At 34.5% G+C, this 26371-nt stretch carries 19 protein-coding genes and 3 tRNA genes; all 22 read left to right on the top strand.

From position 1 onward, the window contains the following. Window positions 1-80: 80 nt before the first annotated feature. The 22 genes from RTW14_RS15430 (at window position 81) to RTW14_RS15325 (ending at window position 26251) form a co-directional block, all read left to right on the top strand. Window positions 81-896, top strand: coding sequence for a TrmH family RNA methyltransferase (locus tag RTW14_RS15430; protein ID WP_312653031.1), 816 nt, complete (start codon window positions 81-83; stop codon window positions 894-896). A 56-nt stretch (window positions 897-952) separates the two neighbouring features. Further along, complete coding sequence (gene pheS / locus RTW14_RS15425) at window positions 953-1975, top strand: phenylalanine--tRNA ligase subunit alpha (protein WP_312653029.1); 1023 nt, start codon at window positions 953-955, stop codon at window positions 1973-1975. A gap of 12 nt (window positions 1976-1987) precedes the next feature. Next, window positions 1988-4417 carry a phenylalanine--tRNA ligase subunit beta gene (gene pheT, locus RTW14_RS15420; RefSeq protein WP_312653027.1) on the top strand — a complete coding sequence of 810 codons (2430 nt, stop codon included), beginning with the start codon at window positions 1988-1990 and terminating at the stop codon, window positions 4415-4417. 26 nt (window positions 4418-4443) lie between these two features. Further along, complete coding sequence (zapA, locus tag RTW14_RS15415; RefSeq protein WP_312653025.1) at window positions 4444-5034, top strand: cell division protein ZapA; 591 nt, start codon at window positions 4444-4446, stop codon at window positions 5032-5034. 6 nt (window positions 5035-5040) lie between these two features. After that, window positions 5041-7416, top strand: coding sequence for an endonuclease MutS2 (locus RTW14_RS15410; protein WP_312653023.1), 2376 nt, complete (start codon window positions 5041-5043; stop codon window positions 7414-7416). A gap of 34 nt (window positions 7417-7450) precedes the next feature. Continuing rightward, window positions 7451-7894: a DUF523 domain-containing protein gene (locus RTW14_RS15405; protein WP_312653021.1), complete on the top strand. Its 444-nt coding sequence runs from the start codon at window positions 7451-7453 to the stop codon at window positions 7892-7894. Window positions 7895-7897: 3 nt separating this feature from the next. Further along, entirely contained in the window at window positions 7898-9616 is a 1719-nt protein-coding gene (argS, locus tag RTW14_RS15400; RefSeq protein ID WP_312653018.1) for an arginine--tRNA ligase, read from the top strand. 24 nt (window positions 9617-9640) lie between these two features. Continuing rightward, entirely contained in the window at window positions 9641-10513 is an 873-nt protein-coding gene (locus RTW14_RS15395; protein WP_312653016.1) for a radical SAM protein, read from the top strand. 32 nt (window positions 10514-10545) lie between these two features. Beyond that, window positions 10546-12060 carry a B12-binding domain-containing radical SAM protein gene (locus RTW14_RS15390; protein WP_312653014.1) on the top strand — a complete coding sequence of 505 codons (1515 nt, stop codon included), beginning with the start codon at window positions 10546-10548 and terminating at the stop codon, window positions 12058-12060. 8 nt (window positions 12061-12068) lie between these two features. Beyond that, window positions 12069-13115 (top strand): tetratricopeptide repeat protein, encoded by a 1047-nt coding sequence (locus tag RTW14_RS15385; protein ID WP_312653012.1) that lies wholly within the window; start codon window positions 12069-12071, stop codon window positions 13113-13115. A 429-nt stretch (window positions 13116-13544) separates the two neighbouring features. Next, window positions 13545-13619 (top strand) — tRNA-Asn (locus RTW14_RS15380). 46 nt (window positions 13620-13665) lie between these two features. After that, window positions 13666-13754 (top strand) — tRNA-Leu (locus tag RTW14_RS15375). 39 nt (window positions 13755-13793) lie between these two features. Continuing rightward, window positions 13794-13869, top strand: a tRNA-Met gene (locus tag RTW14_RS15370). A gap of 193 nt (window positions 13870-14062) precedes the next feature. Beyond that, a complete protein-coding gene (locus RTW14_RS15365) occupies window positions 14063-15301 on the top strand; it encodes a site-specific integrase (protein ID WP_312653008.1) in 1239 nt (412 codons plus the stop codon). 203 nt (window positions 15302-15504) lie between these two features. Continuing rightward, complete coding sequence (locus RTW14_RS15360) at window positions 15505-16392, top strand: DUF262 domain-containing protein (protein ID WP_312653006.1); 888 nt, start codon at window positions 15505-15507, stop codon at window positions 16390-16392. Beyond that, entirely contained in the window at window positions 16358-17173 is an 816-nt protein-coding gene (locus tag RTW14_RS15355; protein WP_312653004.1) for an HNH endonuclease family protein, read from the top strand. Before RTW14_RS15360 ends, RTW14_RS15355 begins: the two co-directional genes overlap by 35 nt. A gap of 72 nt (window positions 17174-17245) precedes the next feature. Next, window positions 17246-18280, top strand: a complete 1035-nt coding sequence (locus RTW14_RS15350) for a toll/interleukin-1 receptor domain-containing protein (protein WP_312653002.1) — start codon at window positions 17246-17248, stop codon at window positions 18278-18280. Between the two features lie 237 nt (window positions 18281-18517). Then, window positions 18518-19111: a type IV toxin-antitoxin system AbiEi family antitoxin domain-containing protein gene (locus RTW14_RS15345; RefSeq protein ID WP_312653000.1), complete on the top strand. Its 594-nt coding sequence runs from the start codon at window positions 18518-18520 to the stop codon at window positions 19109-19111. A 119-nt stretch (window positions 19112-19230) separates the two neighbouring features. After that, the gene (locus tag RTW14_RS15340; protein WP_312652998.1) at window positions 19231-20778 is read left to right on the top strand and encodes a type I restriction-modification system subunit M; all 1548 of its coding nucleotides are present in this window, start codon (window positions 19231-19233) and stop codon (window positions 20776-20778) included. Continuing rightward, a complete protein-coding gene (locus RTW14_RS15335) occupies window positions 20775-21959 on the top strand; it encodes a restriction endonuclease subunit S (protein ID WP_312652996.1) in 1185 nt (394 codons plus the stop codon). Before RTW14_RS15340 ends, RTW14_RS15335 begins: the two co-directional genes overlap by 4 nt. Window position 21960: 1 nt before the next feature. Continuing rightward, window positions 21961-23118 (top strand): AAA family ATPase, encoded by a 1158-nt coding sequence (locus RTW14_RS15330; RefSeq protein WP_312652994.1) that lies wholly within the window; start codon window positions 21961-21963, stop codon window positions 23116-23118. Between the two features lie 34 nt (window positions 23119-23152). Beyond that, entirely contained in the window at window positions 23153-26251 is a 3099-nt protein-coding gene (locus RTW14_RS15325; RefSeq protein ID WP_312652992.1) for a type I restriction endonuclease subunit R, read from the top strand. Window positions 26252-26371 lie beyond the last annotated feature (120 nt).

Raw genomic sequence — 26371 nt, 5'->3', positions numbered from 1 at the left:
ATAATTAGCAGAAAGCCGGTATAACAACCGGCTTTTTCTTTGGTTAATGGAATATGAAAAAAATATATTTTGGGTGATTTATGAAAAAAATTGTTTCACAGGACAACAAAATATTTAAAATGTGCTTGCAGCTAGAAAATAGAAAACATAGAGATAAGTTAGGAAAATATATTATAGAAGGCCCTAATCTTATTGAAGAAGCGCTAAAAAATAATGTAGTGCCCGATTTTCTAATTATAGATGAATCAAGTCTCCAAAGCCTTGAAATCATAGAGCTTTGTAAAAAATATACTATTGAGATTGGTAAACCAGATCAAGATAGGATACTGGTTTTTGAAGAAAAATTATTTCATAAACTAGCTCAGACAGAGAACTCGCAAGGTATTTTGGGGATAGTTGATAAATTTACTTTTACCGTAGGAGAGTTCTTTGGTTATCCAAAAGAGGGTAGTGGGAACATTTTGGTTCTAGATAGATTGCAGGACCCAGGTAATGTTGGAACTATTATAAGAACTGCCGATGCAGCAGGGTACAATGGGATTATGGTACTAAAAGGTACTGTAGACATCTTTTCACCTAAGGTTGTAAGGGCCTGTACAGGTTCTCTTTTTAGAATGCCCATACTGTTTATTGACACACCAAATCATGCACTAGAGATTTTAAAGCGGTATGATAAACGGGTGATAAGTACTGGATTTGAAACACAAAAGTACTATTATCAAGTTGATTTAAAGAAAAACATTGGATTGGTCATAGGAAACGAGGGAAATGGTATTTGTCAAGAGTTCAAGGAACAGTCTGATGAGATTATAAAGATTCCCATGACAGGGTTGATAGAATCGTTAAATGCATCAGTGGCTGCTGCGATACTTATGTATGAGGCTATGAGGCACTGAGTAATATATAAATATTTAGATATGATATAAGAATAAGATATAGAGAGGATTAAAAAATGCAGACTCAATTAAGTAGGATTTTGCAGGAAGCAAAAGAACAAATAAAAAAAGCTTCCTCACAAGTTGAAACAGAAGAAATTAGAGTTAAAGTTCTTGGTAAGAAGGGTGAATTGACTGACATTCTGAAATCCATGGGTAAATTGGCTCCGGAAGACAGAAAAGCTCTTGGAGCAGCCGCAAACAGTGTTAGAGCAGAGGTTGAAGCTTTACTTGAAGAAAAATTTGCTATGGTAAAAGAAGCCGCAAGACAGGAAAAGTTCAGATTTGAGACCATTGATGTGACTGAACCTGGAGTTAAGTATAACCTAGGTGTAAAACATCCAATTACTATTACTATAGAAGAAATTTCAAAGGTATTTATGTCTATGGGATTTTCAATTGCTGAAGGTCCAGAAGTTGAGACTGTTTTTAATAACTTTGATGCTTTAAATGCAGGACCTAATCATCCTGCCAGAGATTTTTCAGATACTTTCTATATTACAGAGGATACATTGCTTAGAACACAGACTTCACCGGTACAGGCGAGGACTCTTATGAAGCAGAAGCCTCCAATTAAGATTATTTCACCTGGTAGATGTTTCAGATGTGATACTCCAGATGCTACCCATTCACCAATGTTCCATCAGATTGAAGGACTTGTGGTGGATGAAGGAATAACTATGGCAGACTTAAAAGGCACTTTAGATAGCTTTGCAAAGCAGATGTTTGGGTCAGATGCTAAAACAAAATTCAGACCACATCATTTCCCATTTACAGAACCTAGTGCAGAAATGGACGTTTCATGCTTTAAGTGTGGAGGTAAAGGCTGTAATGTTTGCAAAGGAAGTGGATGGATTGAAATTCTAGGTTGTGGTATGGTACATCCAAACGTACTTAAAGTTGGAAAGATTGATACTGAAAAGTATACAGGATTCGCTTTTGGTATGGGTGTAGAAAGAATTGCAATGCTTAAATACGGAGTTGATGATATAAGAAATTTCTATGAAAATGATATGAGATTCATCAACCAGTTCAAATAGGAGGTGCCATAGATGTTAGTTCCAGTAGAGTGGCTTAAAGATTATACAGATGCCAATGTAAGCGTAGATGAATTCTGCGATAGAATGATTATGTCAGGCTCAAATCTTGAGTCTGTAGAATATTTTGGTGAAAACACCGATAAAGTAGTTGTTGGTAAAATTTTAAAAATTGACAGGCATCCTGATGCGGATAAGCTTGTTATTTGCCAGCTTGAAGTTGGTCAGGATGAACCAGTACAAATAGTTACCGGAGCATCAAATGTTTTTGAAGGTGCATATGTACCAGTAGCACTGCACGGGAGTACAATTCCTGGGCCACTGCATGGACAGCCAAAGCAAGAGGGCGGAGTTAAGATTAAAAAAGGCAAACTTAGAGGTGTTGAATCCTTTGGAATGCTTTGTTCAGCAGGAGAACTGGGTTTTGAAGATAAGGTCATTCCAGTAGCTCATAAAGAAGGTATTTGGATTCTTGGAGAAGGTTATACTATAGGTCAGGAGATAACAGAAGCTTTAGGACTAAAGATGGCGGTAGTAGACTTTGAAATAACACCAAATCGACCTGACTGCCTTTCCATGATTGGCATGGCTAGAGAAACGGCTGCTACATTTAAAGAAGAACTTCATTATCCAGATACAACATGTATGAACGAACAGGGAGATGCGGCAGATTACATTCGTGTTGAAATAAAAAAGCCAGAGCTTTGTAAGAGATATGCTGCAAGAATTGTGACTGATGTAAAAATCGCGCAATCTCCTTGGTGGCTTCAGAAGAGGCTTATTGCAGCAGGCATGAGACCTATAAACAATATCGTAGACATTACAAACTTTGTAATGCTTGAATATGGTCAGCCTTTACATGCGTTTGACATAAGAAGGGTTGAAGAAAATAAGATAATAGTAGATACTGCGGAGGATGGCGAAATTTTCACTACTCTTGACGGAACAGAAAGAAAGCTGACTAAAGATATGCTTTTAATTAAGGACGGCAAGAAGGGTGTGGCTATTGCTGGTGTTATGGGTGGTATGAACTCAGAAATAGAATCAGATACGACAACTATTTTAATAGAATCTGCAAACTTCAACGGTGATAATATTAGAGCAACTTCAAAGAAGTTAGGACTTCGTACAGAAGCTTCTTCAAGATTTGAAAAAGGGATAGATCCAAATCTTTGTGAAGCTGCTGCAGACAGAGTATGCAGACTAATTGAGATATTAGGGGCTGGAATTGTATGCAAAGGCAGCGTAGATGTGTATCCTACAGTTGAGACTCCTAAAACTTTAGAGGTCAGAGTAGATAGAATTAATAAGGTTTTAGGTATTGAACTGAAACGTGAGGACATGGCAGAAATCTTTGAAAGACTTGAAATGAAGGTAGCTGGTGAAGGCAATATTATGACAGTTACACCACCTACCATTCGTCAGGATCTTGAGATAGAAGAAGATTATATAGAAGAAGTAGCAAGAATGTATGGATATGACAAGCTTCCAGTTACATTACCAAAGAGTGATACGGAGGCTTGTAAATCAACGGAAAGAACCCTTAAAGATCTTGCAAGAGATACCATGTGCGCTCTAGGTGCTAACGAAATCCAGACCTATTCTTTCTGCAGTCCAAAGAGTGTGGACAATGTGAGAATAGATGAAGACTCTTGGGAGAGAAGCTTTGTTAAACTATTAAATCCTTTAGGGGAAGAAACATCTGTAATGCGTACAATTTTAACTCCTAATATGATGGAGGTACTAGGTACAAATTATAGAAGAAATATAGATGCGGTAAGAGCATTTGAATTAGGTAATACATTTATGGCGAACCCAGCAGACCCTGACCAACTGCCAGAAGAATCATATTCAATGTGCATTGGTATTTATGGTAAGGAGGAAACCTTCTATACATTAAAGGGAATGGCTGTTGAGCTGCTAAATGTACTTGGAATAACAGATATAACATTTGAGAGCGAAAGTGAGTATGGTGTATACCACCCCGGCAGATGTGCAAGAATAGTTTTGGATGATATGGAACTTGGTATAATGGGAGAAGTTCATCCAGACGTTACAGAAAAATATGGAATTGCAACTCGCTGCTATGTTTGTGAATTATTCTTTGATAATGTTTTGAGTAAGGCGGACAGAAATACAGTATATAAGCCATTACCAAAATATCCTTCTACTTCAAGGGATATAGCGCTTCTTGTAGATGAAGCTGTTCCAGTTGGGAAAATCAGAGAGATTATAAAGGCAAATGGCGGAAGAATCTTAGAAAAAGTTGAGTTGTTTGATGTATACAGAGGTAAGCAGGTAGCAGAAGGTAAAAAGAGTGCTGCGTTTAATCTTACTTACAGATCTGATGCAATGACTTTAACGGATGAAGAAGTTGCAAAGGTTCACAATAAGGTGTTAGAAGCACTTAAGAATGAACTGGATGCAGTCCTAAGAGAAATGTAATTTTAGTTGCAAGGGGGAAATAAAAAATGGAGAATAACAAAGTAACCGTAAAGATTTTCGGTCAGGAATATACTATTATGGGAAGTAAGTCCAGAGAACATATAATAAAGGTTGCAGATTATGTTGACGTTAAGATGAAGGAAATCTCCCAAGCATTAAATTCTGGCCCAATATCCTCCATTGCGGTACTTTCAGCAGTAAATATGGCAGATGACTACTTTAGTGCTTTAGAAAGATTTCAACATTTAGAAGTAACTAATGCACAGGCTGAAAAGGATACAGAGCATTATACGCAACTCTGGGAAGAAGCCAAAAAGAGTCATATACAGCAGCTGGAAGAAATAAAAGAACTGAATAGCCAAAAAGAGCAATTAAGCAAAAGCTTTGAAACTCAGCTTGCAGACTTGCAGAAATTAGTGGAAGAAAAGGATACTGAGGTAAAGAAACTAAAAGAAGATTCGGCTAAAATAGAGGGACAGATTATGGAATCTTCCAGCGATATGGTTAACGAACTTGAAGCAAAGTATAAGGACTTAGAAAGCAGTTTCTTTGACATCCAGATGGAAAACATTCAGTTAAAAGGAGAACTCGATCGCTATAAAAAGAAGATGGAATAAAAACCAATGAATGAAAAAACATATAGAGTACTTGAATATAATAAAATAATTGAGAAACTGAAAGCTGAGGCAGCCTCTGAAATGACTAAGAAAATTATTTCAGAGCTTAAGCCTTTAGTTGACGTGTACTTAATTAAAGAATTACTAGCGGAAACCTCGGAAGCGGTTTCCGTTATTGTGCATAAAGGAGCATTGCCGCTAGGCAGCTTTTATGATATTGAAAACAGTCTTCATTTGGCACGAAAAGGTGGCACTCTGACTATGAAACAGCTTTTGGAGGTGCTTTACAATCTGCATGTGGCAAGAAATGTTGTTACTTTTTTAAAGGCAGATTTACCAAAACTCCCAATTATTCACGAAATGTCAGAATTACTTTCCATTCAGAAAAGATTAGAGGACAATATTGATAGATGCATAATCTCTGAAGATGAAATGTCAGATAATGCTAGCTCTGAACTAAAACAGATTCGCAGGAGTATAGTCAGACAAAATGAAGCAGTAAAAGCAAAACTTAATCATATATTAAGTTCATCAGATAACAAGACTCTTTTACAGGATTCTATTGTGACTATGAGACAGGGAAGATATGTAATTCCAGTTAAACTGGAGCATAAGACTAAGTTCCCGGGTATTGTTCATGATCAGTCAGCAACAGGAGCTACACTATTTATAGAGCCACAGGCAATTGTCAATTTAAATAATGAACTCACGGAGCTTGAGCTGGCAGAAAAGAAGGAAATACAAAGAATTCTGGCGGAACTGTCAGGAAATGTTGCGGAGCATTTCCATGAAATTATAAATAATCAGGAACTATTAGTAAAGTTAGATTTTATATTTGCTAAAGGTAAACTGAGTGTTCAATATCATGGAAGTGAGGCCCAAATTAATGATACTGGAGAGCTAGATATAAAAAATGGAAGACACCCTTTGCTAAATGTAGAAAAAGTTGTACCAATCAACGTATCTATTGGGATAAATTATGATACATTGGTTATAACAGGACCTAATACGGGTGGTAAAACGGTAACCTTAAAGACAGTAGGGCTGCTTGCTATGATGGCTCAAACTGGCCTGCATATTCCTGCAGGATCTGGAACGGTAATGCCAGTATTTAGAAAGATTTATGCAGATATAGGCGATGAGCAGAGCATAGAACAGAGCTTAAGTACTTTTTCATCACATATGAACAACATTGTGAATATCGTTTCCAGCGCTGACCGTAATACCTTGGTACTAGTAGATGAACTGGGGGCAGGTACGGATCCTACAGAGGGCGCGGCTCTTGCAATTGCAGTGTTAGAAGATTTAAATAAAAAAGGAGCTCATACTATTGCAACTACCCATTACACAGAACTTAAGAAATATGCCATTGAAACAAATGGAGTACAGAATGCGTCTATGGAATTTAATGTTGAGACTTTAAGTCCGACTTACAAATTGACAATAGGTATTCCAGGAAAATCTAATGCTTTTGAGATATCAGAAAAGCTTGGACTTCCAATTGAAATTATAGAAAAAGCAAGAACGTTATTGGATAAAGGTGATATTGAATTTGAAAATGTAATCAGTTCAATTGAGGAAGATAAAAAACTGGCCGAAGCGGAGAGAGATGAAGCTATTTTTATAAACCTTGAAATGAAGCGGCAAAAAGAAGAGTTAGATAAAAAAATTAAAAAGCTGGAAGAACAAAAAGAAAAAATTCTGGCTAAAGCAAAAGAAGACGCTAGAGATATTCTCAAAGAAGCGAAAGAAGTCGCAGAGGAAACTCAAAAGCAACTTAAAGATTTGGATAAAATGGATTCTATGGCAGAAAGACATGCAAGACTTTCTGAAAGCAAGCGGCGAATTAAAGAAGCAGACTCAAAGTATAGAGAAACCATTCAGGTTCCTGAAAATTATAATCCTGTGACTGTTGACAAATTAAAAATTGGAGACAGGGTTAAGGTCTTAACTTTAGGGCAAAATGGAGAAATTATTTCTCTGCCAGATGATAAAGGCGATATGTTTGTTCAGGTAGGAATGCTCAAGGCAAATGTTAATGTTAAAAATCTAATGCTTATTAATGATGGAACTAAAAAGAAAAAGCCATCAGTGAACAGGACCAAATATGGAAGTCTGTATAAATCTAAAGCTGAAAGTGTTTCTTTATCCATAAATGTGAGAGGAAGAAATCTGGAAGATGCTGTGATGGATGTAGACAAATACTTGGATGATGCATATATGGCAGGTTTGAAAGAAGTAACTATAATACATGGCAGGGGAGAAGGAATCCTTCGAAGTGGTCTGCAGGATATGTTCAAGCGGCATAAGCATGTAGAATCATTTAGAAAAGGTGCTTTTAACGAAGGTGGCGACGGTGTTACTGTTGTGAAACTTAAATAATTTCCAATTGAGAATTTTGAAAAGGAATTACGATATGTATATAATAAGTGGATGCTTATTGGGAGAAAATTGCAGATATAATGGCGGAAATAATTATATCGACTGGATTAAGGAGTTTTCTAAGAAACATAATTATATTTCAGTATGTCCTGAAGTGGATGGTGGCCTAGAGATTCCAAGACCTCCGGCAGAAATCACAGAGGGCAGGGTCATAAACTGCGAAGGTACTGATGTAACAGATGCCTTCCTACGGGGAACCGAAATAGTATGGGAAAAAATTGTCCGGAAATCTCAGGAACTGGGTGAAGAAATTGAGGGAGCCATCCTAAAAGCAAATAGTCCGTCTTGCGGAAGCGGAAAAATTTATGACGGAACGTTTTCACGTAAGACAATAGATGGAGATGGATTTTTAGCAGCTTTTTTAAAAGAAAAAGGCATCAAAGTTATGAGTGAATTGGAAATAAATCTGGAGGATTAAAAAATGATAAATTATAAGAAAAAAGTTGCAGAAATAATCTGCGAAGCAGTAGAAGGAATTTCTCTTGAAGAAGTAATGTCAATGGTAGAAGTTCCTACAGACACAAAGATGGGAGACTACGCATTTCCTTGCTTTAAATTAGCGAAGACGCTTAGAAAAGCGCCCCCTTTAATAGCTAAGGATGTTGCTGGCAAGCTTGCAGGAAATGCTGCTTTTGAAAAGGTGGAAAGCGTTAATGCCTATGTAAATATGTTCCTTTCAAGAAAAGGCTTCATGGAGGATGTTGTAAAGGAAGCGGTTGCAGAAGGCGAGAACTATGGTAGAAGTACTATTGGAGGAGAAAAGAAAGTTATAGTAGAGTATTCTTCACCTAACATAGCAAAGCCATTCCATATTGGACATATTAGAAGTACTGTTATTGGTAATTCAATTTATAAAATATATGATTTCCTTGGATATGATACAGTAAGAATTAATCACTTAGGGGATTATGGCACTCAGTTTGGTAAGATGATTGTTGCCTACAGAAAGTGGGGCAATAAGGAAGACGTTATTAAATCACCAATTAAGACATTACTAGAGTATTACACTAAATTCCATGTGGAAGTTGAAAATGATCCGAGCCTTGACGATGACGCGCGAGCTGTGTTTACAAAGCTTGAAAATGGAGCACCGGAGGAGGTTGCGCTTTGGCAGTGGTTCAGAGATGAAAGCTTGAAAGAGTTTAGTCGAGTTTATGAGATGCTGGGCATATCATTTGATTCTTACGCAGGTGAAAGCTTCTATTCTGATAAAATGGGAAGAGTTGTTGACTGGTTAAAGGATAAGGAGCTGCTAGTTGAATCAGAAGGCGCTAATATTGTTGAGCTTGAAGAATACGGTATGTCACCAGCGCTTATTACAAAGAAAGACGGTTCAACTTTATATATTACAAGAGATATTGCAGCAGCTGTATACAGAAAAGAACATTATAACTTCCATAAGAACTTATATATTGTTGCATCCCAGCAGAATCTTCATTTCCAGCAGTGGATTAAGATTGTTGAATTGATGGGCTGTGAATGGGCTAAGGATTGTGTACACATTCCATTTGGTCTTGTAAGCCTGGAAGAAGGCACCATGTCTACAAGACATGGCAGAGTAGTATTCCTTGAAGATGTTTTAAACAGAGCTGTTGAGCAGACTAAGGAAATAATAAAAGAAAAAAATGTTGCGACAGATAATATTGATGAAACAGCGAAGATGGTTGGTATTGGAGCGGTAATGTTCCAGGAACTATCTAATAATAGAATTAAGGATTATGTTTTCTCTTGGGATAAAGTTCTTAACTTTGAGGGTGAAACTGGCCCTTATGTTCAGTATACACATGCAAGAGCAGCAAGTGTTCTTAGAAAAGCTGATGTTGCGTCTGTTGAAAAGGCAAAGAAGGTTTCTGCACTTGATATGTCTCATGTTCTGTCAGATAGTGCTTATGATTTAGCTAAGCTTATTTATGAGTTCCCTCAGGTAATTGTGGAAGCTGGAGATAAGTATGAGCCATCGGTTCTCACAAGACATATTGTGGACATTGCTCAGAGTTTCAACAGATTCTATCATGATGAATATATCTTGGTAGATGATGAGGCTGAAAAACTGGCTAAATTAGCACTGGTCATTGCAGCTAAGAATACGATAAAAAATGGTTTATATCTGTTAGGAATCAAAGCTCCGGAAAAGATGTAAATAAATTTAAAACATGGAGGTTTTATGAGGTACGAAGGAAATATATTCAGACCCCCTAGTGAAGCGTACAGCCTCATTGTGCAGGTTACGATTGGCTGTACTCATAATAAATGTACATTCTGCAGTATGTTTAAGGATAAACAGTTTAGAGTCAGAAATGTACAAGAAGTTTTGGAAGACTTGGAAATGGCCAGAAAATATCACAGACATGTTGAAAAGATTTTTTTAGCAGATGGAGATGCTCTTTGCTTATCCAATAATAAACTTATGGTTATTTTGGAGCGTATAAAAAAATTATTTCCAGAATGTCAGAGGGTTGGTGTTTATGGGGCTCCGCAAGATGTTCTTATAAAGAGTCATGAAGAACTTGTAGAGCTGCGTGAGAATGGAATAGGAATTATATATATAGGTGCCGAATCAGGAAGTCCGAAAGTACTTGAAGCTGTAAAAAAAGGTGTTACAAGAGAACAACTTATTGAAGCCGTAAAGAAAATAGAAAATGCAGGCATTAAAGCTTCGGTTACCTTTATTTCTGGGCTTGCAGGGCCAGAGCATATGGAAGAGCATGCCTTAGAAACTGCCAGCATGGTTTCAGAGATGGAACCTTCTTATGTAGGATTGTTGACTTTAATGGTAGATCCGGCAGCACCAATATATAATGAAATAAAAGCAGGGCGTTTTAAAATAATGAATGCAGAGGAAGTGCTCGGAGAAACTGCACTAATGTTAAAAAATATTAATGTCACTAAAAAATGTGTCTTTAGAAGCAATCATGCTTCTAATTATGTATCCTTAAAAGGTGATTTACCACAAGATAAGGAAAGAATGATGAATCAGCTTAAAAGGGCCATGGAAAATACGAACCTTATTAAGGATGAAAGATTCAGAGCACTATAATTTAAATAGATTATAAGTAAGGGAAACTTTGTATGAAAATATTACTTACAACATTAAATGCTAAATATATTCATTCAAATCTAGCTCTAAAGTATCTGTATATGTCAGCTATTGAAAATAGACGCTCTATTGATATGAGAGAGTTTACTATTAATAATGATGAAGATTATATATATACAGAAATTATTAGAGGTGGTTATAGTGTAATATGTTTTTCCTGCTACATTTGGAATATTGCAAGGACTGTATATTTAGCTGAGACAATAAAAAAAGCAAGACCTGATGTAAAAATATTACTGGGTGGACCTGAAGTCAGTTATGATGCTATTGAGTTTTTAAGAAAACATAAATATGTAGACTATATAATAGTAGGAGAAGGGGAAGAAGTTTTTAAAGATTTTGCTGCAGCTATTATTTCTGGTACAAATTCTTTTGAAAAAATCAAAGGATTGATTTATAGATCCAATGGAAAAATCTATGTAAATCCGCCTGCAGACTTGCAGGATTTTGACAACGTGCCTTTCCCTTATAGTTTTTTGCTTCCAAGAGATGACAAGATTGTATATTATGAATCAGTTAGAGGCTGTCCTTTTAGGTGCAGCTATTGTTTGTCATCTATAGAAAAACATGTTAGACCATTACCACTTGAAAGAGTAAAAAAAGAGTTAAGCTTTTTCCTTTTTAAACATGTTAACCAGGTTAAACTTATAGATAGAACGTTTAATTATGACCGGAATAGGTGCAACGAAATCGTTCAATATATTCTTGAACATGATAATGGTATTACAAATTTCCATTTTGAAATTTGTGGAGAACTTATTGATGAAGAATTTGTGAATTTACTTGGAAGGGCTAGAAAAGGTCTGTTTCAAGTAGAGATTGGAATTCAAAGTCTAAATCCAATAACATTAGAAACGGTAAACAGAAACAAAAATACCAAGCTACTTTTAGATAATATAAGCAAAATTGTTGAGCTTGGTAATATACATACTCATGTGGACTTAATTGCAGGACTGCCTTTTGAGGATTATTTATCCTTTGTAAATTCCTTTAATGGTGTTTATGGATTGGGAGCAGACCAGTTTCAATTAGGCTTTTTAAAATTACTTAAAGGTACGAAAATCAGAGATGAAAAAAATATATACGAATATGTATTCCGGGATGTGGCACCTTATGAGGTTATATCAAATCGGTTTATTTCAGCCGAGGGTATAGCAAGACTTAAGATGATAGAGAACCTTTTAGATTTATATTATAATCGGGGGGGATTTTATAAAACTTTAGAATACGCTATAGCGCGATTTGAAATAACAGCTTTCGATTTTTATGAGGAATTAGCATATTTCTTTTATTTAAAGGGGTACCAAAATCGCTCCCACAAAAAAGAAGATTTATATCGTATTTTTTATGAATATGCCTGTTGGAAGGATAGAAGCCTTCCTGGAGCAGCAGAAGAAATACAACGATTACTTATACTTGATATGAGCAGTACATTGAATCCTGATGCAATTAAAAAATTCAATAGAAAGGGCTGGGAAATGCTATAGGTGAGGTTATGAGAAACGTAACGGAGAAAAAGCAACCTGTAAAAAGAGCAGATACTGAAACGGACATTAGAAAGAGGCCTGACAGAGTGGGTCAGTATTTAAAAAGTTTTTTAAATGATTTTGTGTTTGATGAGTTTTCAGATGCTTTTTTAGAGAAGTCCGGTGTAAAAGAGCTAATGAAAGGTGTGCCTATACCCCTTAGAAAATCGGATGTGGAACAATTTAAAGGAGGTCAGGGCCTAAAAACATTGCATATCGCTGAAAATATGGCATGGATTATGGGCATAAATCCTAAATTTAAGTATACGGAGCATTACATAGCATTTTTATTAAAATTATATAATCATAAAATATTTGAAGGTATGCTGAAGGAAGGCAGGGATGCAGCGGAGAAACAAGAGTTTGATAATGCTTGCATTCATTTTAGAGCATGTCTTTGTATGAAACCGGATTATCTGGACGGTATGTATAGTTATGCCAGAGTCTGCAGGGAAATGTATCTAAAGGGCGGAAATGAGGATTATGTGGGCAATTTTAAAGCGGAGTCCATTGACTACTTTGAATTGCTTACAGAAGCACATCCAGACTTTGCACAAGCTTATTATTATTTGGGATACGCTTATTTAAATTTAGGCTTGTATGCTAAGGCAGACATAACTTGGAGGCAGTTTGTTGAGAAATCAAAGAATCCTCAAGATAAGCGAGAAATAAAGGAACGGCTGCAACAATTAGAAGGACCTGTAAAAATTGAAGCTGGTTGTAATGATGTTATGGCAGGGAGATATGAGGATGGCATTAATAAATTGGACTTATATTTAAATAGTCAGTTTAAAACATGGTGGCCTCTTCCTTATTATCTTGGGGTTGCCTATTCAAGGGTAGGAGCGTTAAATGAAGCTGTGAGCTGCCTTAAAACAGTGCTTACACTTAATCCTAGCCACATAGAAACTATGGAAGAATTAGCTGATATTTATAGTGCACAGGGTGATAAAGAAAACCAGCAAAAATATAGTAAGAAAATAGAACTTATTAAGTCACAAATTTTACAGAATTAGTGATTTTTGAAGTGGCTAGTTCTACTGGCGGAATTAGAAAACAAATTATCAGAGAGAAGTCTATGTGCTCTCAAAATTGAATATCATAGTATTTATGGTAGCTTTTTTCACAAGAGCTACCATGTTTTTTTTAAAATACTAAAGTACTTTTATAGAATTTGGTAGTCTATGTTTGAACTGTGAAGTCTGATTTATAAAAAATATGAATTAAAATATGATGTAAACTTGTCGATTTATATAGGATTTTATAAACTTATATTTTAGAAAACGAAAAAAATGAATAATTAGTATAGGGAAAAACACTCAAATTTCAACGTTTACAGTAAAAATGTAAAAAACATAAAAAAAGTGAAAAAAGGTGTTGACAAATATAGCTATTTTGGCTTATAATTAATCTTGTCGTCAGCGAGAACTGATAAAAATAAATGTTCCAAGGTAGCTCAATGGTGGAGCACTCGGCTGTTAACCGATAGGCTGTGGGTTCGAGCCCCACCCTTGGAGCCAGTTTAAAAAAGCTAATCAGTGGCTCAAAACTGATGACCAATGGTGCGCCGGAGTGGCGGAATTGGCAGACGCACAGGACTTAAAATCCTGCGATCTTTACCGATCGTACCGGTTCGACCCCGGTCTCCGGCACCAATAGAAAATTTAAAAAGGGTATATCGAAACCCTAGACATCGCGGGGTAGAGCAGTTGGTAGCTCGTCGGGCTCATAACCCGGAGGCCTCAGGTTCAAGTCCTGACTCCGCAACCATGTAATTCAACGTTTTCAAGGAATTGAGAACGTTTTTTTTATTGTCGTGGCTTATTTGGTAGCTTACGGTATCTTGTATTAAGTAAATTAAATTTTAAATAAAATTTAATCTCTTTGGGCGTTTTACTTGTTTTTTATCCTTTCGATGAAGTATATCCATGTATACACATTTTTTTATGAAAGGATGATTGAAATGAAAAAACAAGAATCAGTCAAAAGAAAGATAACTGCATCTGCTGGTTATGAATACGTGCAAGGAAAAAGAAAGCAGATTAAAAGGACCGAAACGGTACTTGTACCAATCACGGTTGCAAACAATCCTAAAAAATTTAACGCGTTTATTGAGAAGGAAAAGAAGAGAATCCTTCAAGAACTTGAAGTTGAGCGCCAGACCGAAAGAACTGAACTGACTTTCCGAGAGTATGCTAAAAAGGTGGCAGAAAGAAAGCGGAGCCAGGGGGATGTAAGGGGTATCACTGCTGAATCAAATGAAAGCATATTAAAGTATCTTAATACTTTTATTGGCGATTGTCGGATGAAAGACATCAACAAAGATGTTGTAGATATGGTCAAGGGTGTTATCAATAACAAGACTACAAAAGATGGAGAGCCTATTAGTAGTAAGACAAAATATAATTATTTTTCTTACTTTCGATCGGTTATCAATGCCGCGATGGATGATAATTATTATATATCCAACCCGATTTCTAACGTCAGAAATTTTAAATTTGAGTCTGCAGAAACTACCTATTTAGACCAGGAAGAATTACTTGAAATGATGAAGAAGTTGTATAAGTATCATATAAAAACTCAAATTGAAATTTTGATTCAATTGTTTACTGGTACCCGAAGGGGTGAAGTGCTATGGCTAAGATGGGAGGATATAAAAGAATTTAAAGGACAGTATTTTTTTGAACTTAAAGAAGGTTTTTACTATACAAAAGATGAAGGATACTATAGAGGGAAGCTTAAGACTGATAAATCTCGACGAAAGTTGACTATTCATCCATTACTGTTAAAAAAACTACAGGAATATAAAGAATGGCAAGAAAGGCAAAAATCTGCATATAACGGTGATTGGGGCAACCATGGGTATATTATTTGTTCGGATCGAGGTGAAACATATAACCCAGATTACTTCACCAAAAAAATTGGAAAGAGATTTGAGGAGATGGGCTTTGACGGAATAACAACACACTCACTAAGACGGAGTTTTGCGACTTTAGCTGATTCTGAGAAAGAAACCACAAGTAAGGTTGCAGATTTACTTGGACACAGCGATATTGTAGTCACTAATAATAGCTACATCAGGAAATCAAAACGAATCAATACTGTTGATTTCCTCGATGCTATTATAGAGGAATCATCAGAGCCAAAAGAAAAAAGGCCTAGACGAGAGATTAGACGCTTAAAACAGAAGATATATTCGTAACAATATCAAAAATCACTCCATTACATGGGGTGTTTTTTATTGGTTAGAGAATTTTTGAAAGTAAAATATATAAGTAACAAGCGTACTGTAAGATTTTTCAAGAATAACTACTATTTTGTTGAAATGAGTCAGGCTAAGGGGTAAGATTAAAGTGAAATTATCGATTATACATTCTATCGCTCAAAATGAGGAGGTAATTGCAAATGGCAAATACAGAATTACAGACACTTACAGAAATTTTCAATAATAGATTTTTTCGTATTCCTGATTACCAGAGAGGTTATGCGTGGCAAGATGAACAGCTTGAGGATTTTTGGGAGGATATAGAAAATCTTAAAGAAGGTAAACAGCATTATACAGGTTTAATTACAATTGAGCAGATAAATAAAAAAGATGTAAAAGACCAGGAGAAATGGAAAGATGATTTATGGCTGTTTGACAAAGGATTTAAGGCTTACCACGTAATTGATGGACAACAACGGCTAACAACAGTAATAATTCTTTTAGAATCTATAATTTCTAAATTTAGCGATAATGATTTGCTTAATTATGATCCCGTGAAAAAGCATAAGGACAAGTTCTTATATCAAGAAGCTGGAAATCAATACAAATCTTTTGTTTTTGGATATGAAAAAGATAATCCATCTGATGAATTTTTCAAGACAGAAATATTGGGTCAAAAATCAAGTTTAGGTGATAAAGTCCCTAAGGAAACATTATATACCGCAAATTTGCAAGATGCTAAAGAATTTTTCAAACAAAAGATAAAAAAAATGAACATTGAACAGCTTGATACCCTTTTCAGGAAGATTGTAAACGGTCTCAAATTCAACCTTTATGAAATAGAAGAAGACCTAGATGTTTTCGTCACATTTGAAACTATGAATAATAGAGGAAAGCCATTATCAAAGTTAGAATTATTAAAAAATAGGCTTATATATTTGTCAACACTTATTACAGAGGAAGAAGATATACAGAATAGACTTCGTAGAGATATAAACGAAGTTTGGAAAACAGTTTACGAATATCTAGGAAAGAATAAGGATAATCCTTTAGATGATGATGACTTTCTTTGGATTTGGGGCATTTAAGCCATTAATTATGGCCTGTATTGTTAAGGGGACAAGTCAAGAAGTATTACTGAAATTATTAAAAACCTGTGAACGTTTTGTTTTCTTGGTATTTTCCCTAACAAGAAGACCTACCAATACTCAAAACAATCACTTTTACCGTGTTGCTCATTACTATTATATTGGTGAAAATGATTGGGATATAAAAAATGTAATTGAAAATATTTCCTACCTCACCGATGGAGAGAACGAGGAGGGGGTTAATGAAGGTTGGTTTGGTATAGATAAATTTATGGACTATATCAGTGACCAATTTAAGAAAGAACAAGGATTCTATAGTTGGAACGGAATCCGATACTTTATTTTTGAATATGAACTGAACTTGCAGGAACAGACAAAAGGTGATTCGAAAGTAAATTGGGGAACTTTAAAAAAGCCTTATACTGTTGAACATATATATCCGCAGGATGACAACAAAGAATATTGGAAGAAGAGGTTTGGTAAGTTTACAGCCAAGAAAAGGAAAATGTATACGCATTCGTTGGGGAATTTACTGGTACTCTCACAGTCAAAGAATTCTGAATTGCAAAATGAGGGATTTGATTACAAGAAAAAGCATAAAGACAGAAATAAAAAAGATGCTGGCTACTTTAATGGTTCTTATTCGGAAATTGAAGTGGCACAGTTCTCTGAATGGACTGAAAAAAAGATACTAGAACGTGGATTAAAGCTGCTTGAATTCATGGAAAATAGATGGCAAATAGAAATTGATGAAAAAGAAAAATTGTTAGGATTCATTTAAATATAGAGATTGTTCTAAATTAACAAAAGTAAAATTTATTTATTCAAAAGCGTATTTTAGAGGGGATTAATAATGGTAAATTTATTTATTTCATATTGTCAAAAGGACGGAATTTATGCCGACGACATCGAGTTGTATTTTAAAGATAAAGACATAGTATTACATAGAGATATTAGAGATATCAGTTCATGGAAAAGCATTCGCGAATATATGCAAAGTATTAGGGATATGGATTATGCGGTGCTTATTATCACAGATAATTATTTGAAATCTTTCAATTGTATGTATGAAGTCTTAGAAGTTATGAAAGAAAGAAACTATCAAGATAAGATTTTTCCCGTAGTAGTGGAAAAGAAAATTTTTAATACATCTGGCCGGATACAGTATATAACGTATTGGCAAGAAGAATTTAAAAAACTAAAAGAGGAGATGCTTAAAATTAAAGATGTTATTAATGCGGGCTCCATTATAGACGATTTAAAAAGAACGCAAAACATTACCCTAAATATAGATGAGTTTTTAGGTAAAGTCTCTGATATGAACAATCCCAATATATCAGATATCAGTGTATCTATAAAGAATAAATTAATTGAGCAGGGGATATTAAAGGAGGAACAGGCGAAAAAATCTATTGAAAAAGGTGATGATGATATTTTTTCTAAGCTAGATATCCCTAAAATGGTTTTAAATTCACAGCCTACGGATTTAGAAAAAAACAAATTTATGGCCAATAATTTTAGTAGAATTAACTGTATTCTTGGTAAGCTTTGCAAACAATTAGAAAAAGAAAATCAAAATTTCCAAGTTGAAATAGAAGAGATTGATAGTAGGACAACGACATATGAATTTTATAAAAGTGGTAGCCAAGTAAGAGCTTTGAAATTATCTCTGGGCAACTCATTTGGTGGAAGAGAAAACAATATAGGTATTTCTTGTGAACGATATTCAATGGGAAATAATAATTCATTTAATGGAATATTTTCTGTAAAGGTTGAAGATGGACAGTTGGTTTTATACTCTATGTTTTCAATGTCAGGGCAAAAAACTATGTCAACAGATGATGTAGCGAAAGAAATATGGATAAGCTTTATACAACCTTACATATAAAGGTAGAAAAAATAGAGAAAAATATTTTAATGATATCGTAGATGACTTCGAAACACGCACGTGTAGTGCGTGCCGAATTGTAGAGAGAATTTATCACGCACTGAGTTATATTTTCAAAAGAAAATACCCAAAACAAAGTTTTGAATAGGAAATTTTAGTAAATAAACTTTGACTTTTATGCATAAAAATGCCATAATTATATGCATAAGGTTTTTTATTTTTAAGAGAAGGTGTGTTATGGCAAGTACAGAGTTCATAATGGAAATGATTAAAAAAAATAATGGTGTCATAACTGCTGCTGAGGTAACGAAAGCAGGAATTTCACGTGGCAATCTCAAATACAAGGTTGATACAGGTTTGTTAGAGCGGACAGGACGGGGTGTATATCAATTGTCGGGATCGTGGGAAGATGAAATTTATAATCTTCAAGTTCGCTATAAAAGAGGGATTTTTTCTGGTACTACTGCGCTCTACTTATTTGACTTGACCGACGGAATGCCAGCAAAATTTCAAATGACCTTTCCTCATAATTACAATATTTCAACAGTTAAAGGCCAAAATGTTAAGTGCAATCGTGTGATTATGGATTTGTATGAGCTCGGGGTTGTTGAGGTAAAAACGTCTGCTGGTAATACTGTGAGAGCTTACAATATGGAAAGAACTTTATGTGATATTTTAAGAAAGCATAATAAGACGGATATACAGATTACCGCGGATGCTTTTAAAAGGTATGTTAGAAGAAAAGACAAAAACATTACAATGATCTGTGAATATGGCAAGAAGTTAAAGGTGGAAGAAAAACTTCAAACATATTTGGAAGTACTTTTATAATATAATTCGAGCTTTAGGGCAAGTCTTATATATTTGGAGGGTACCTATGGACCAAAAAGAGCAAACTAGGACTTTTGGAGTTTCCGAGAGTTCTTATTATAATAATTGGAGGTATGCAAATGTCAAGTGCAGCACAACGTGCAGAATTACAATCTCAAATCTGGAAAATAGCCAATGATGTCCGTGGCTCTGTAGATGGATGGGATTTTAAACAATACGTTTTAGGAACTTTTTTTTATCGTTTTATTAGTGAGAACTTTGCTAAATATATTGAAGGTGGCGACGAAAGTGTCAATTATGCAGAACTTGATGATGATATTATAACTGAAGAAATTAAAGATGATGCAATTAAAACAAAAGGTTATTTCATATATCCTAGTCAGTTATTTACTAATATTGCGAAAAGAGCTAATACAAACGAAAGCTTGAATACAGATTTAGCTAAGATATTTTCTGACATTGAAAGTTCAGCAAATGGTTACCCATCTGAACTAGATATTAAAGGCTTATTCGCCGATTTTGACACCACAAGTAATAGATTAGGAAATACGGTAAAGGATAAGAATAGTCGTTTAGCTGCTGTTATAAAAGGCGTTGAAGGACTTAGTTTGGGTGACTTTGAAGATAACCACATTGACTTTTTTGGGGATGCTTATGAGTTTTTAATCTCTAATTATGCTGCTAATGCAGGAAAATCTGGAGGTGAATTTTTTACCCCGCAGTGTGTATCTAAACTTATTGCTCAATTAGCAATACACAAGCAAATAACCATTAATAAAATTTACGACCCTGCAGCTGGTTCGGGTTCGCTTTTATTACAAGCAAAAAAACAGTTTGATGCTCATATTATTGAAGATGGTTTTTATGGACAAGAGATTAACCATACAACTTATAACCTTGCTCGTATGAATATGTTTTTACACAACATAAACTACGATAAGTTTAATATTGCTTTAGGAAATACGCTTTTAAACCCTTACTTTGGTGATGAAAAGCCTTTTGATGCCATTGTATCTAATCCACCTTATTCAGTAAATTGGATTGGCAGTGATGACCCAACGCTTATTAATGATGAAAGGTTTGCCCCTGCAGGCGTATTAGCTCCAAAATCTAAAGCTGATTTTGCCTTTGTACTTCATGCACTTAGTTATCTTTCAAGCAAAGGTCGTGCTGCTATAGTATGTTTCCCCGGTATTTTTTACCGTGGTGGTGCAGAACAAAAAATTAGAAAATATTTGATTGATAACAACTTTATTGAAACTGTTATTTCATTAGCACCTAACCTTTTTTACGGGACTTCAATAGCGGTTAATATTTTGGTTCTTTCTAAGCATAAAAGTGATAATAATACTCAATTTATTGATGCAAGTGGAGTAGATTTTTATAAAAAAGAGACTAATAATAACATACTTTTAGATGAACATATTGAGCAAATTATGAAAATGTTTGATAGTAAAAAAGATGTTGATTATGTTGCAAAATCTGTTGATTATGATGCAATCGTTCAAAATGATTACAACCTCTCTGTAAGTTCTTACGTGGAAGCAAAAGACACAAGGGAAGTCATCGATATAAGTGAGCTGAATGCAGAAATAAAAACGACAGTAGCAAGGATAGACCAACTTCGTGCCCAAATTGATAAGATTATTGAGGTGGTTGAATCATGATTAAGTCGGATTTTATGGATAAATTGCTTGATGGGGTTGAAGTTGAGTGGAAGAGTTTAGGGGATGTTGCAGAGTTAAAACGTGGTCGAGTAATGTCAAAGCAGTATCTTATCGAGAATAAAGGTATTTACCCTGTTTTTAGTTCTCAAACGGCAAATAATGGAATGATTGGAAGTATAGATACGTTTGATTTTGATGGTGAATATGTCAATTGGACAACTGATGGGGCAAATGCAGGTACAGTATTTTATCGAACTGGTAAATTTTCAATAACAAATGTTAGCGGATTAATAAAGATAAATAATGAATCAAGGTTGAATTATAAGTATTTGTTTTATTGGCTATCAATTGAAGCAAAAAAGCACGTATATTCTGGTATGGGGAATCCGAAGCTGATGAGTAATCAGGTCGAAAAAATCCCTATCCCCATTCCACCGCTTAAAGTACAAGAAGAAATCGTTCGTATCTTAGAGGTTTTCACAGAGCTAAACGCAGAGCTTACTGCAGAGCTTACCGCCCGTAAAAAGCAATATGAATATTACCGTGATAAGTTGTTAACTTTTGACGAAGGTCAAGTTGAGTGGAAGACGTTGGGGGAAATAGGGCAGTTTGTTCGGGGCAACGGCTTACAGAAAAATGACTTTGCAGAGAGCGGTGTAGGCTGTATCCATTATGGTCAAATTTATACTTACTATGGGAATTTTGCATATCATACAAAATCTTTTGTTTCACCAACGTTAGCAACTAAGTTGAGAAAAGCGCAGAAAGGCGATTTGATTATAGCGACTACAAGCGAAAATATTGAAGATGTTTGCAAGCCTTTAGTTTGGCTGGGTGAAGATGAGGTTTGTGTCAGCGGAGAAACCTATGTTTTTAAGCATAGCCAAAACCCAAAGTATTTAGCTTATTATTTGCAAACGCCTATGTTTTTTGATTATAAAAAGAAAAATAGAACAGGTACAAAGGTTATTCGAGTACATGGAGACAAGTTGGAAAAATTTGAAATCGCCATTCCCTCCCTATCGGAACAAGCTAGAATAGTATCTATTTTAGATAAATTCCACGCCTTGACATCCTCTATTACCGAGGGTTTACCTAGTGAAATAGAGTTGCGTCAAAAGCAATACGAATATTACCGTAATATGCTTCTTAGCTTTCCAAAAGAGGAGGTAGTAATATAATATGGGTACTTCATTAACTGATATTGCACAACAGTTAAGGGATAATAATAAAAAAGTTCAACTGTTGTATGCTTTTAACGGAACTGGTAAAACTAGGCTTTCACGGGAGTTCAAATCGTTAGTGACACCGAAAGTAGATGGTGATACGGAGCTAGAGGAATCAGAAGTAGTTAGTAAAAAAATCCTTTATTATAATGCTTTTACGGAAGATTTATTCTATTGGGATAATGACTTGCAAAATGATACTGAACCAAAACTTAAAATCCAACCTAACTCATTTACAAGATGGATTTTTGAAGAGCAAGGACAGGATAGGAATATTATTTCAAATTTTCAACAGTATACTGATGAAAAATTAACTCCACATTTTAATGAAGAATATATTAAAAATGAGGATGGAAAAAAAATATCAGTAGGAGCTTTTACAGAAATAGCCTTTTCCTATGAGCGGGGTAATGATGAGCGTTCAGATAATATTAAAATTTCAAAAGGAGAAGAAAGTAATTTTGTATGGTGTGTTTTCTATTCTCTACTTGAACAAGTTATTGATGTATTAAATGTAGTTGAACAAATTGACAGGGAAACAAATCAGTTTGATCAGCTGGAATATGTATTTATAGATGACCCTGTAAGTTCATTAGATGATAACCACTTGATTGAGTTAGCAGTAAATTTAGCACAATTAATAAAATCCAGTGAATCGAACCTTAAATTTATTATAACCACACATAATCCATTATTCTATAATGTGCTACATAATGAGTTTAAGAATGGTACATTTAAAAAATATTTGCTTAAAAAAAATGAAGATGGAGAATATGAGTTAGTTACTCAAAGCAATGATTCTCCTTTTTCCTATCATCTTTTTTTAAAAACTGAAATTGAAAAAGCTATTGAAGCAGGAAAGTTAAAAAAGTATCATTTTAATTTTATCAGAAATATTTTAGAGAAGACATCAACATTTTTAGGCTACGATAACTGGGGAGAACTTTTGTTTAAAATTACAAATGGTAATCCTAGACCTTATGAGGCAAGAATAATAAATATTTCAAGCCATTCAAAGCATTCTGGAGACGAAGTGGCTGAATTATCAGATGATGATGAACGTGTTTTACAGTATTTATTAAAAGAAATTAAGAAAACATATCAGTTTAAATAAGACGAAAAAAAGAAATTTTATTGGGGGAAAATTAATGAGCGATTACAAACCCATTGCAGAATCAAACAACTTTATAGTTTTAGATAAATATACCCAGATAGACCAACGAGGAGCTGGTTATCAAACTGAAGCGGATTTAGAAGTAGAATTCATTCAAGATTTAGTAAATCAAGGTTATGAACCTTTACCAGGCTTAACTACTCCTGAAAAGATGTTTGAAAATGCTAGGGTACAGTTGCAAACTCTTAACAGTGTCCAGTTTTCAGAAGCTGAATGGGTTAGATTTTGTGAGCAGTTTTTAGATAAACCTAGTGACAATCTTATTGATAAGACGCGTAAAATTCATAACGATTATATTTATGACTTTGTCTTTGATGATGGACATATTCAAAACATATACTTAGTAGACAAAAAGAATATTGCAAGAAATAAAGTACAAGTGATTTCACAATTTGAACAAAAGGGAAATCAAGCTAACCGTTATGATGTTACTATTTTGGTTAATGGGTTACCTTTAGTACAAGTAGAGCTTAAAAAGCGTGGAATTGCTATTCGTGAAGCCTTTAATCAGGTTCATCGATATAGTAAAGAGAGTTTTAATTCTGAAAACTCTCTATTTAAATATTTACAGATTTTCGTAATTTCTAATGGTACAGATAGCCGTTATTTTGCTAATACCACTAAACGCAATAAGAACAGTTTTGATTTTACTATGAATTGGGCAAAATCGGATAATACCCTGATTAAAGATTTAAAAGATTTCACTGCTACATTTTTCCAGAAAAATACTTTATTAAATGTACTACTGAAATATTCAGTTTTTGATGTGAATGATAATCTTCTGGTTATGCGTCCTTATCAAATTGCTGCTACAGAAAGGATTTTATGGAAAATAAAAAGTTCATACCTAGCAAAAAAATGGAGAAACACAGAAAGTGGAGGATATATTTGGCATACAACAGGTTCGGGGAAAACTCTTACTAGTTTTAAAGCAGCTCGGTTGGCTACTGAATTGAATTTTATAGATAAAGTATTTTTTGTTGTAGATAGGAAGGACCTAGACTATCAGACTATGAAAGAGTATCAACGTTTTTCACCTGATAGTGTTAATGGTTCAGACAGTACCGCTGGGTTAAAGCGTAACATTGAAAAAGAGGATAATAAAATTATTGTTACGACGATTCAAAAACTTAATAACCTAATTAAAAGCGAAACAGAATTACCTATATATAATAAGCAAGTGGTATTTATTTTTGATGAAGCTCACCGATCACAATTTGGTGAAGCACAAAAAAATATCAATAAAAAGTTTAAGGAGTTCTATCAGTTTGGATTTACAGGTACGCCTATTTTCCCCGAAAATGCTTTAGGCTCTGAAACGACTGCCTCGGTCTTTGGCCGAGAGTTGCACTCTTATGTAATTACGGATGCAATTAGAGATGAAAAAGTTTTAAAGTTCAAGGTAGATTATAATGATGTACGTCCTAAGTTCAAAACGATTGAAAAAGAACAGGATGAAAAAAAGCTATCGGCTGCTGAAAATAAAGAAGCATTACTGCATCCTGAACGGATTAAAGAAATTTCTCAATATATTCTTAATAACTTTAAAGTAAAAACCCATCGTTTAAATGCAAATGGAAAAGGATTTAATGCCATGTTTGCTGTGAGTAGTGTTGACGCGGCTAAACTCTACTATGAAGCATTAAATAACTTGCAAAAAGAAAGCGGTAACCCCCTTAAAATTGTTACCATCTTTTCTTTTGCTGCTAATGAAGAGCAGAATGCCATTGGTGAAATTATTGATGAAACTTTTGAACCATCAGCAATGGATCACAGTGCAAAAGAGTTTTTAAGTTTAGCCATTAAAGACTATAATGCGATGTTTAAAACCAATTATGGCGTAGAAAGTAATGAGTTTCAAAACTATTATCGTGACCTTGCAAAACGAGTAAAAGACAAAGAGATTGATTTATTGATTGTTGTAGGTATGTTTTTAACTGGCTTTGATGCGCCTACATTAAATACTTTATTTGTTGATAAAAATTTGAGGTATCATGGTTTAATGCAAGCCTTTTCGAGAACAAATCGTATTTATGATTCTACCAAAACCTTTGGAAATATTGTTACTTTTAGAGATTTAGAACAAGCAACTATAGACGCCATTACTCTTTTTGGGGATAAAAACACTAAAAATGTGGTGCTTGAAAAAAGCTATAAAGAGTATATGGAAGGATTTACGGATGTGGCAACTGGGGAAACACGTCGTGGGTATGTAGATGTAGTAAAAGAACTAAAAGAACGTTTTCCTAATGTTCATGAGATTGTTACTGAAAAGGATAAGAAACAATTTGTTAAACTTTTTGGTGAATACTTACGTATTGAAAATATCCTACAGAACTATGACGAATTTTCAGGTTTAAAAGCTTTACAAGCAATAGATATTACGGATTCTAAAGCTTTAGAAGATTTTAAATCTACGCATTATGTAACGGATGAAGATATTGCCGTTATGCAAGAGATTCGAGTACTGGAAGAAAGGACTATTCAAGATTATCGTTCTTCATATAATGATATTCGTGATTGGCTCCGCCGTGAAAAAGATGGAAAACAGAAAGAAAATGCCTTTATTGATTGGGATGATGTTGTTTTTGAAGTAGATCTTTTAAAATCCCAAGAAATCAATTTAGATTACATTCTTGAACTTATTTTTGAACATAACAAAAAAGTAAAAGATAAAATATCTTTGGTTCAAGAAGTTCGTCGCTTAATTCGTTCAAGTGTAGGAAACCGTGCAAAAGAAAGCCTAGTAGTTGATTTTATTAACCAAGCTGATTTAGACAGTATTCAAGATAAAGCGAGTATTATTGATGCCTTCTTCTCATTTGCTCAAACTGAGCAAAAACGTGAAGCAGAAGAGTTGATAAATAGTGAGAAACTTAACGAAGAGGCTGCAAAAAGATATATTTTAAATTCATTAAAAAGAGAATATGCCAGTGAAAATGGAACGGAGCTTAATGAAATTCTTCCTAAAATGAGTCCTCTTAATCCTCAATATTTGACCAAAAAACAGTGCGTTTTCCAGAAAATTTCTGCCTTTGTAGATAAGTTTAAAGGAGTAGGTGGAAGGATCTAGTTTAAGTAGTAAAACGTAAACTTTTTAAAACACTGCAGAAAAAGGTACGAGCTAAAGAAAAATGACATAAAAAAACGCCATTGATAAAAACAGTGTAAAAAAATATTTTGAAAGATTGGA

The sequence above is a fragment of the Aminipila sp. genome (assembly GCF_032051575.1).
Taxonomy (GTDB): domain Bacteria; phylum Bacillota; class Clostridia; order Peptostreptococcales; family Anaerovoracaceae; genus Aminipila.
This window is presented reverse-complemented; position numbering and strand designations above follow the sequence as displayed.

Bases quoted from the DNA above. Each gene is read 5' to 3' on its own strand.
- RTW14_RS15430 (WP_312653031.1), top strand. From the start codon at position 81: ATGAAAAAAATTGTTTCACAGGACAACAAAATATTTAAAATGTGCTTG.
- pheS (WP_312653029.1), top strand. From the start codon at position 953: ATGCAGACTCAATTAAGTAGGATTTTGCAGGAAGCAAAAGAACAAATA.
- pheT (WP_312653027.1), top strand. From the start codon at position 1,988: ATGTTAGTTCCAGTAGAGTGGCTTAAAGATTATACAGATGCCAATGTA.
- zapA (WP_312653025.1), top strand. From the start codon at position 4,444: ATGGAGAATAACAAAGTAACCGTAAAGATTTTCGGTCAGGAATATACT.
- RTW14_RS15410 (WP_312653023.1), top strand. From the start codon at position 5,041: ATGAATGAAAAAACATATAGAGTACTTGAATATAATAAAATAATTGAG.
- RTW14_RS15405 (WP_312653021.1), top strand. From the start codon at position 7,451: ATGTATATAATAAGTGGATGCTTATTGGGAGAAAATTGCAGATATAAT.
- argS (WP_312653018.1), top strand. From the start codon at position 7,898: ATGATAAATTATAAGAAAAAAGTTGCAGAAATAATCTGCGAAGCAGTA.
- RTW14_RS15395 (WP_312653016.1), top strand. From the start codon at position 9,641: ATGAGGTACGAAGGAAATATATTCAGACCCCCTAGTGAAGCGTACAGC.
- RTW14_RS15390 (WP_312653014.1), top strand. From the start codon at position 10,546: ATGAAAATATTACTTACAACATTAAATGCTAAATATATTCATTCAAAT.
- RTW14_RS15385 (WP_312653012.1), top strand. From the start codon at position 12,069: ATGAGAAACGTAACGGAGAAAAAGCAACCTGTAAAAAGAGCAGATACT.
- RTW14_RS15365 (WP_312653008.1), top strand. From the start codon at position 14,063: ATGAAAAAACAAGAATCAGTCAAAAGAAAGATAACTGCATCTGCTGGT.
- RTW14_RS15360 (WP_312653006.1), top strand. From the start codon at position 15,505: ATGGCAAATACAGAATTACAGACACTTACAGAAATTTTCAATAATAGA.
- RTW14_RS15355 (WP_312653004.1), top strand. From the start codon at position 16,358: ATGATGATGACTTTCTTTGGATTTGGGGCATTTAAGCCATTAATTATG.
- RTW14_RS15350 (WP_312653002.1), top strand. From the start codon at position 17,246: ATGGTAAATTTATTTATTTCATATTGTCAAAAGGACGGAATTTATGCC.
- RTW14_RS15345 (WP_312653000.1), top strand. From the start codon at position 18,518: ATGGCAAGTACAGAGTTCATAATGGAAATGATTAAAAAAAATAATGGT.
- RTW14_RS15340 (WP_312652998.1), top strand. From the start codon at position 19,231: ATGTCAAGTGCAGCACAACGTGCAGAATTACAATCTCAAATCTGGAAA.
- RTW14_RS15335 (WP_312652996.1), top strand. From the start codon at position 20,775: ATGATTAAGTCGGATTTTATGGATAAATTGCTTGATGGGGTTGAAGTT.
- RTW14_RS15330 (WP_312652994.1), top strand. From the start codon at position 21,961: ATGGGTACTTCATTAACTGATATTGCACAACAGTTAAGGGATAATAAT.
- RTW14_RS15325 (WP_312652992.1), top strand. From the start codon at position 23,153: ATGAGCGATTACAAACCCATTGCAGAATCAAACAACTTTATAGTTTTA.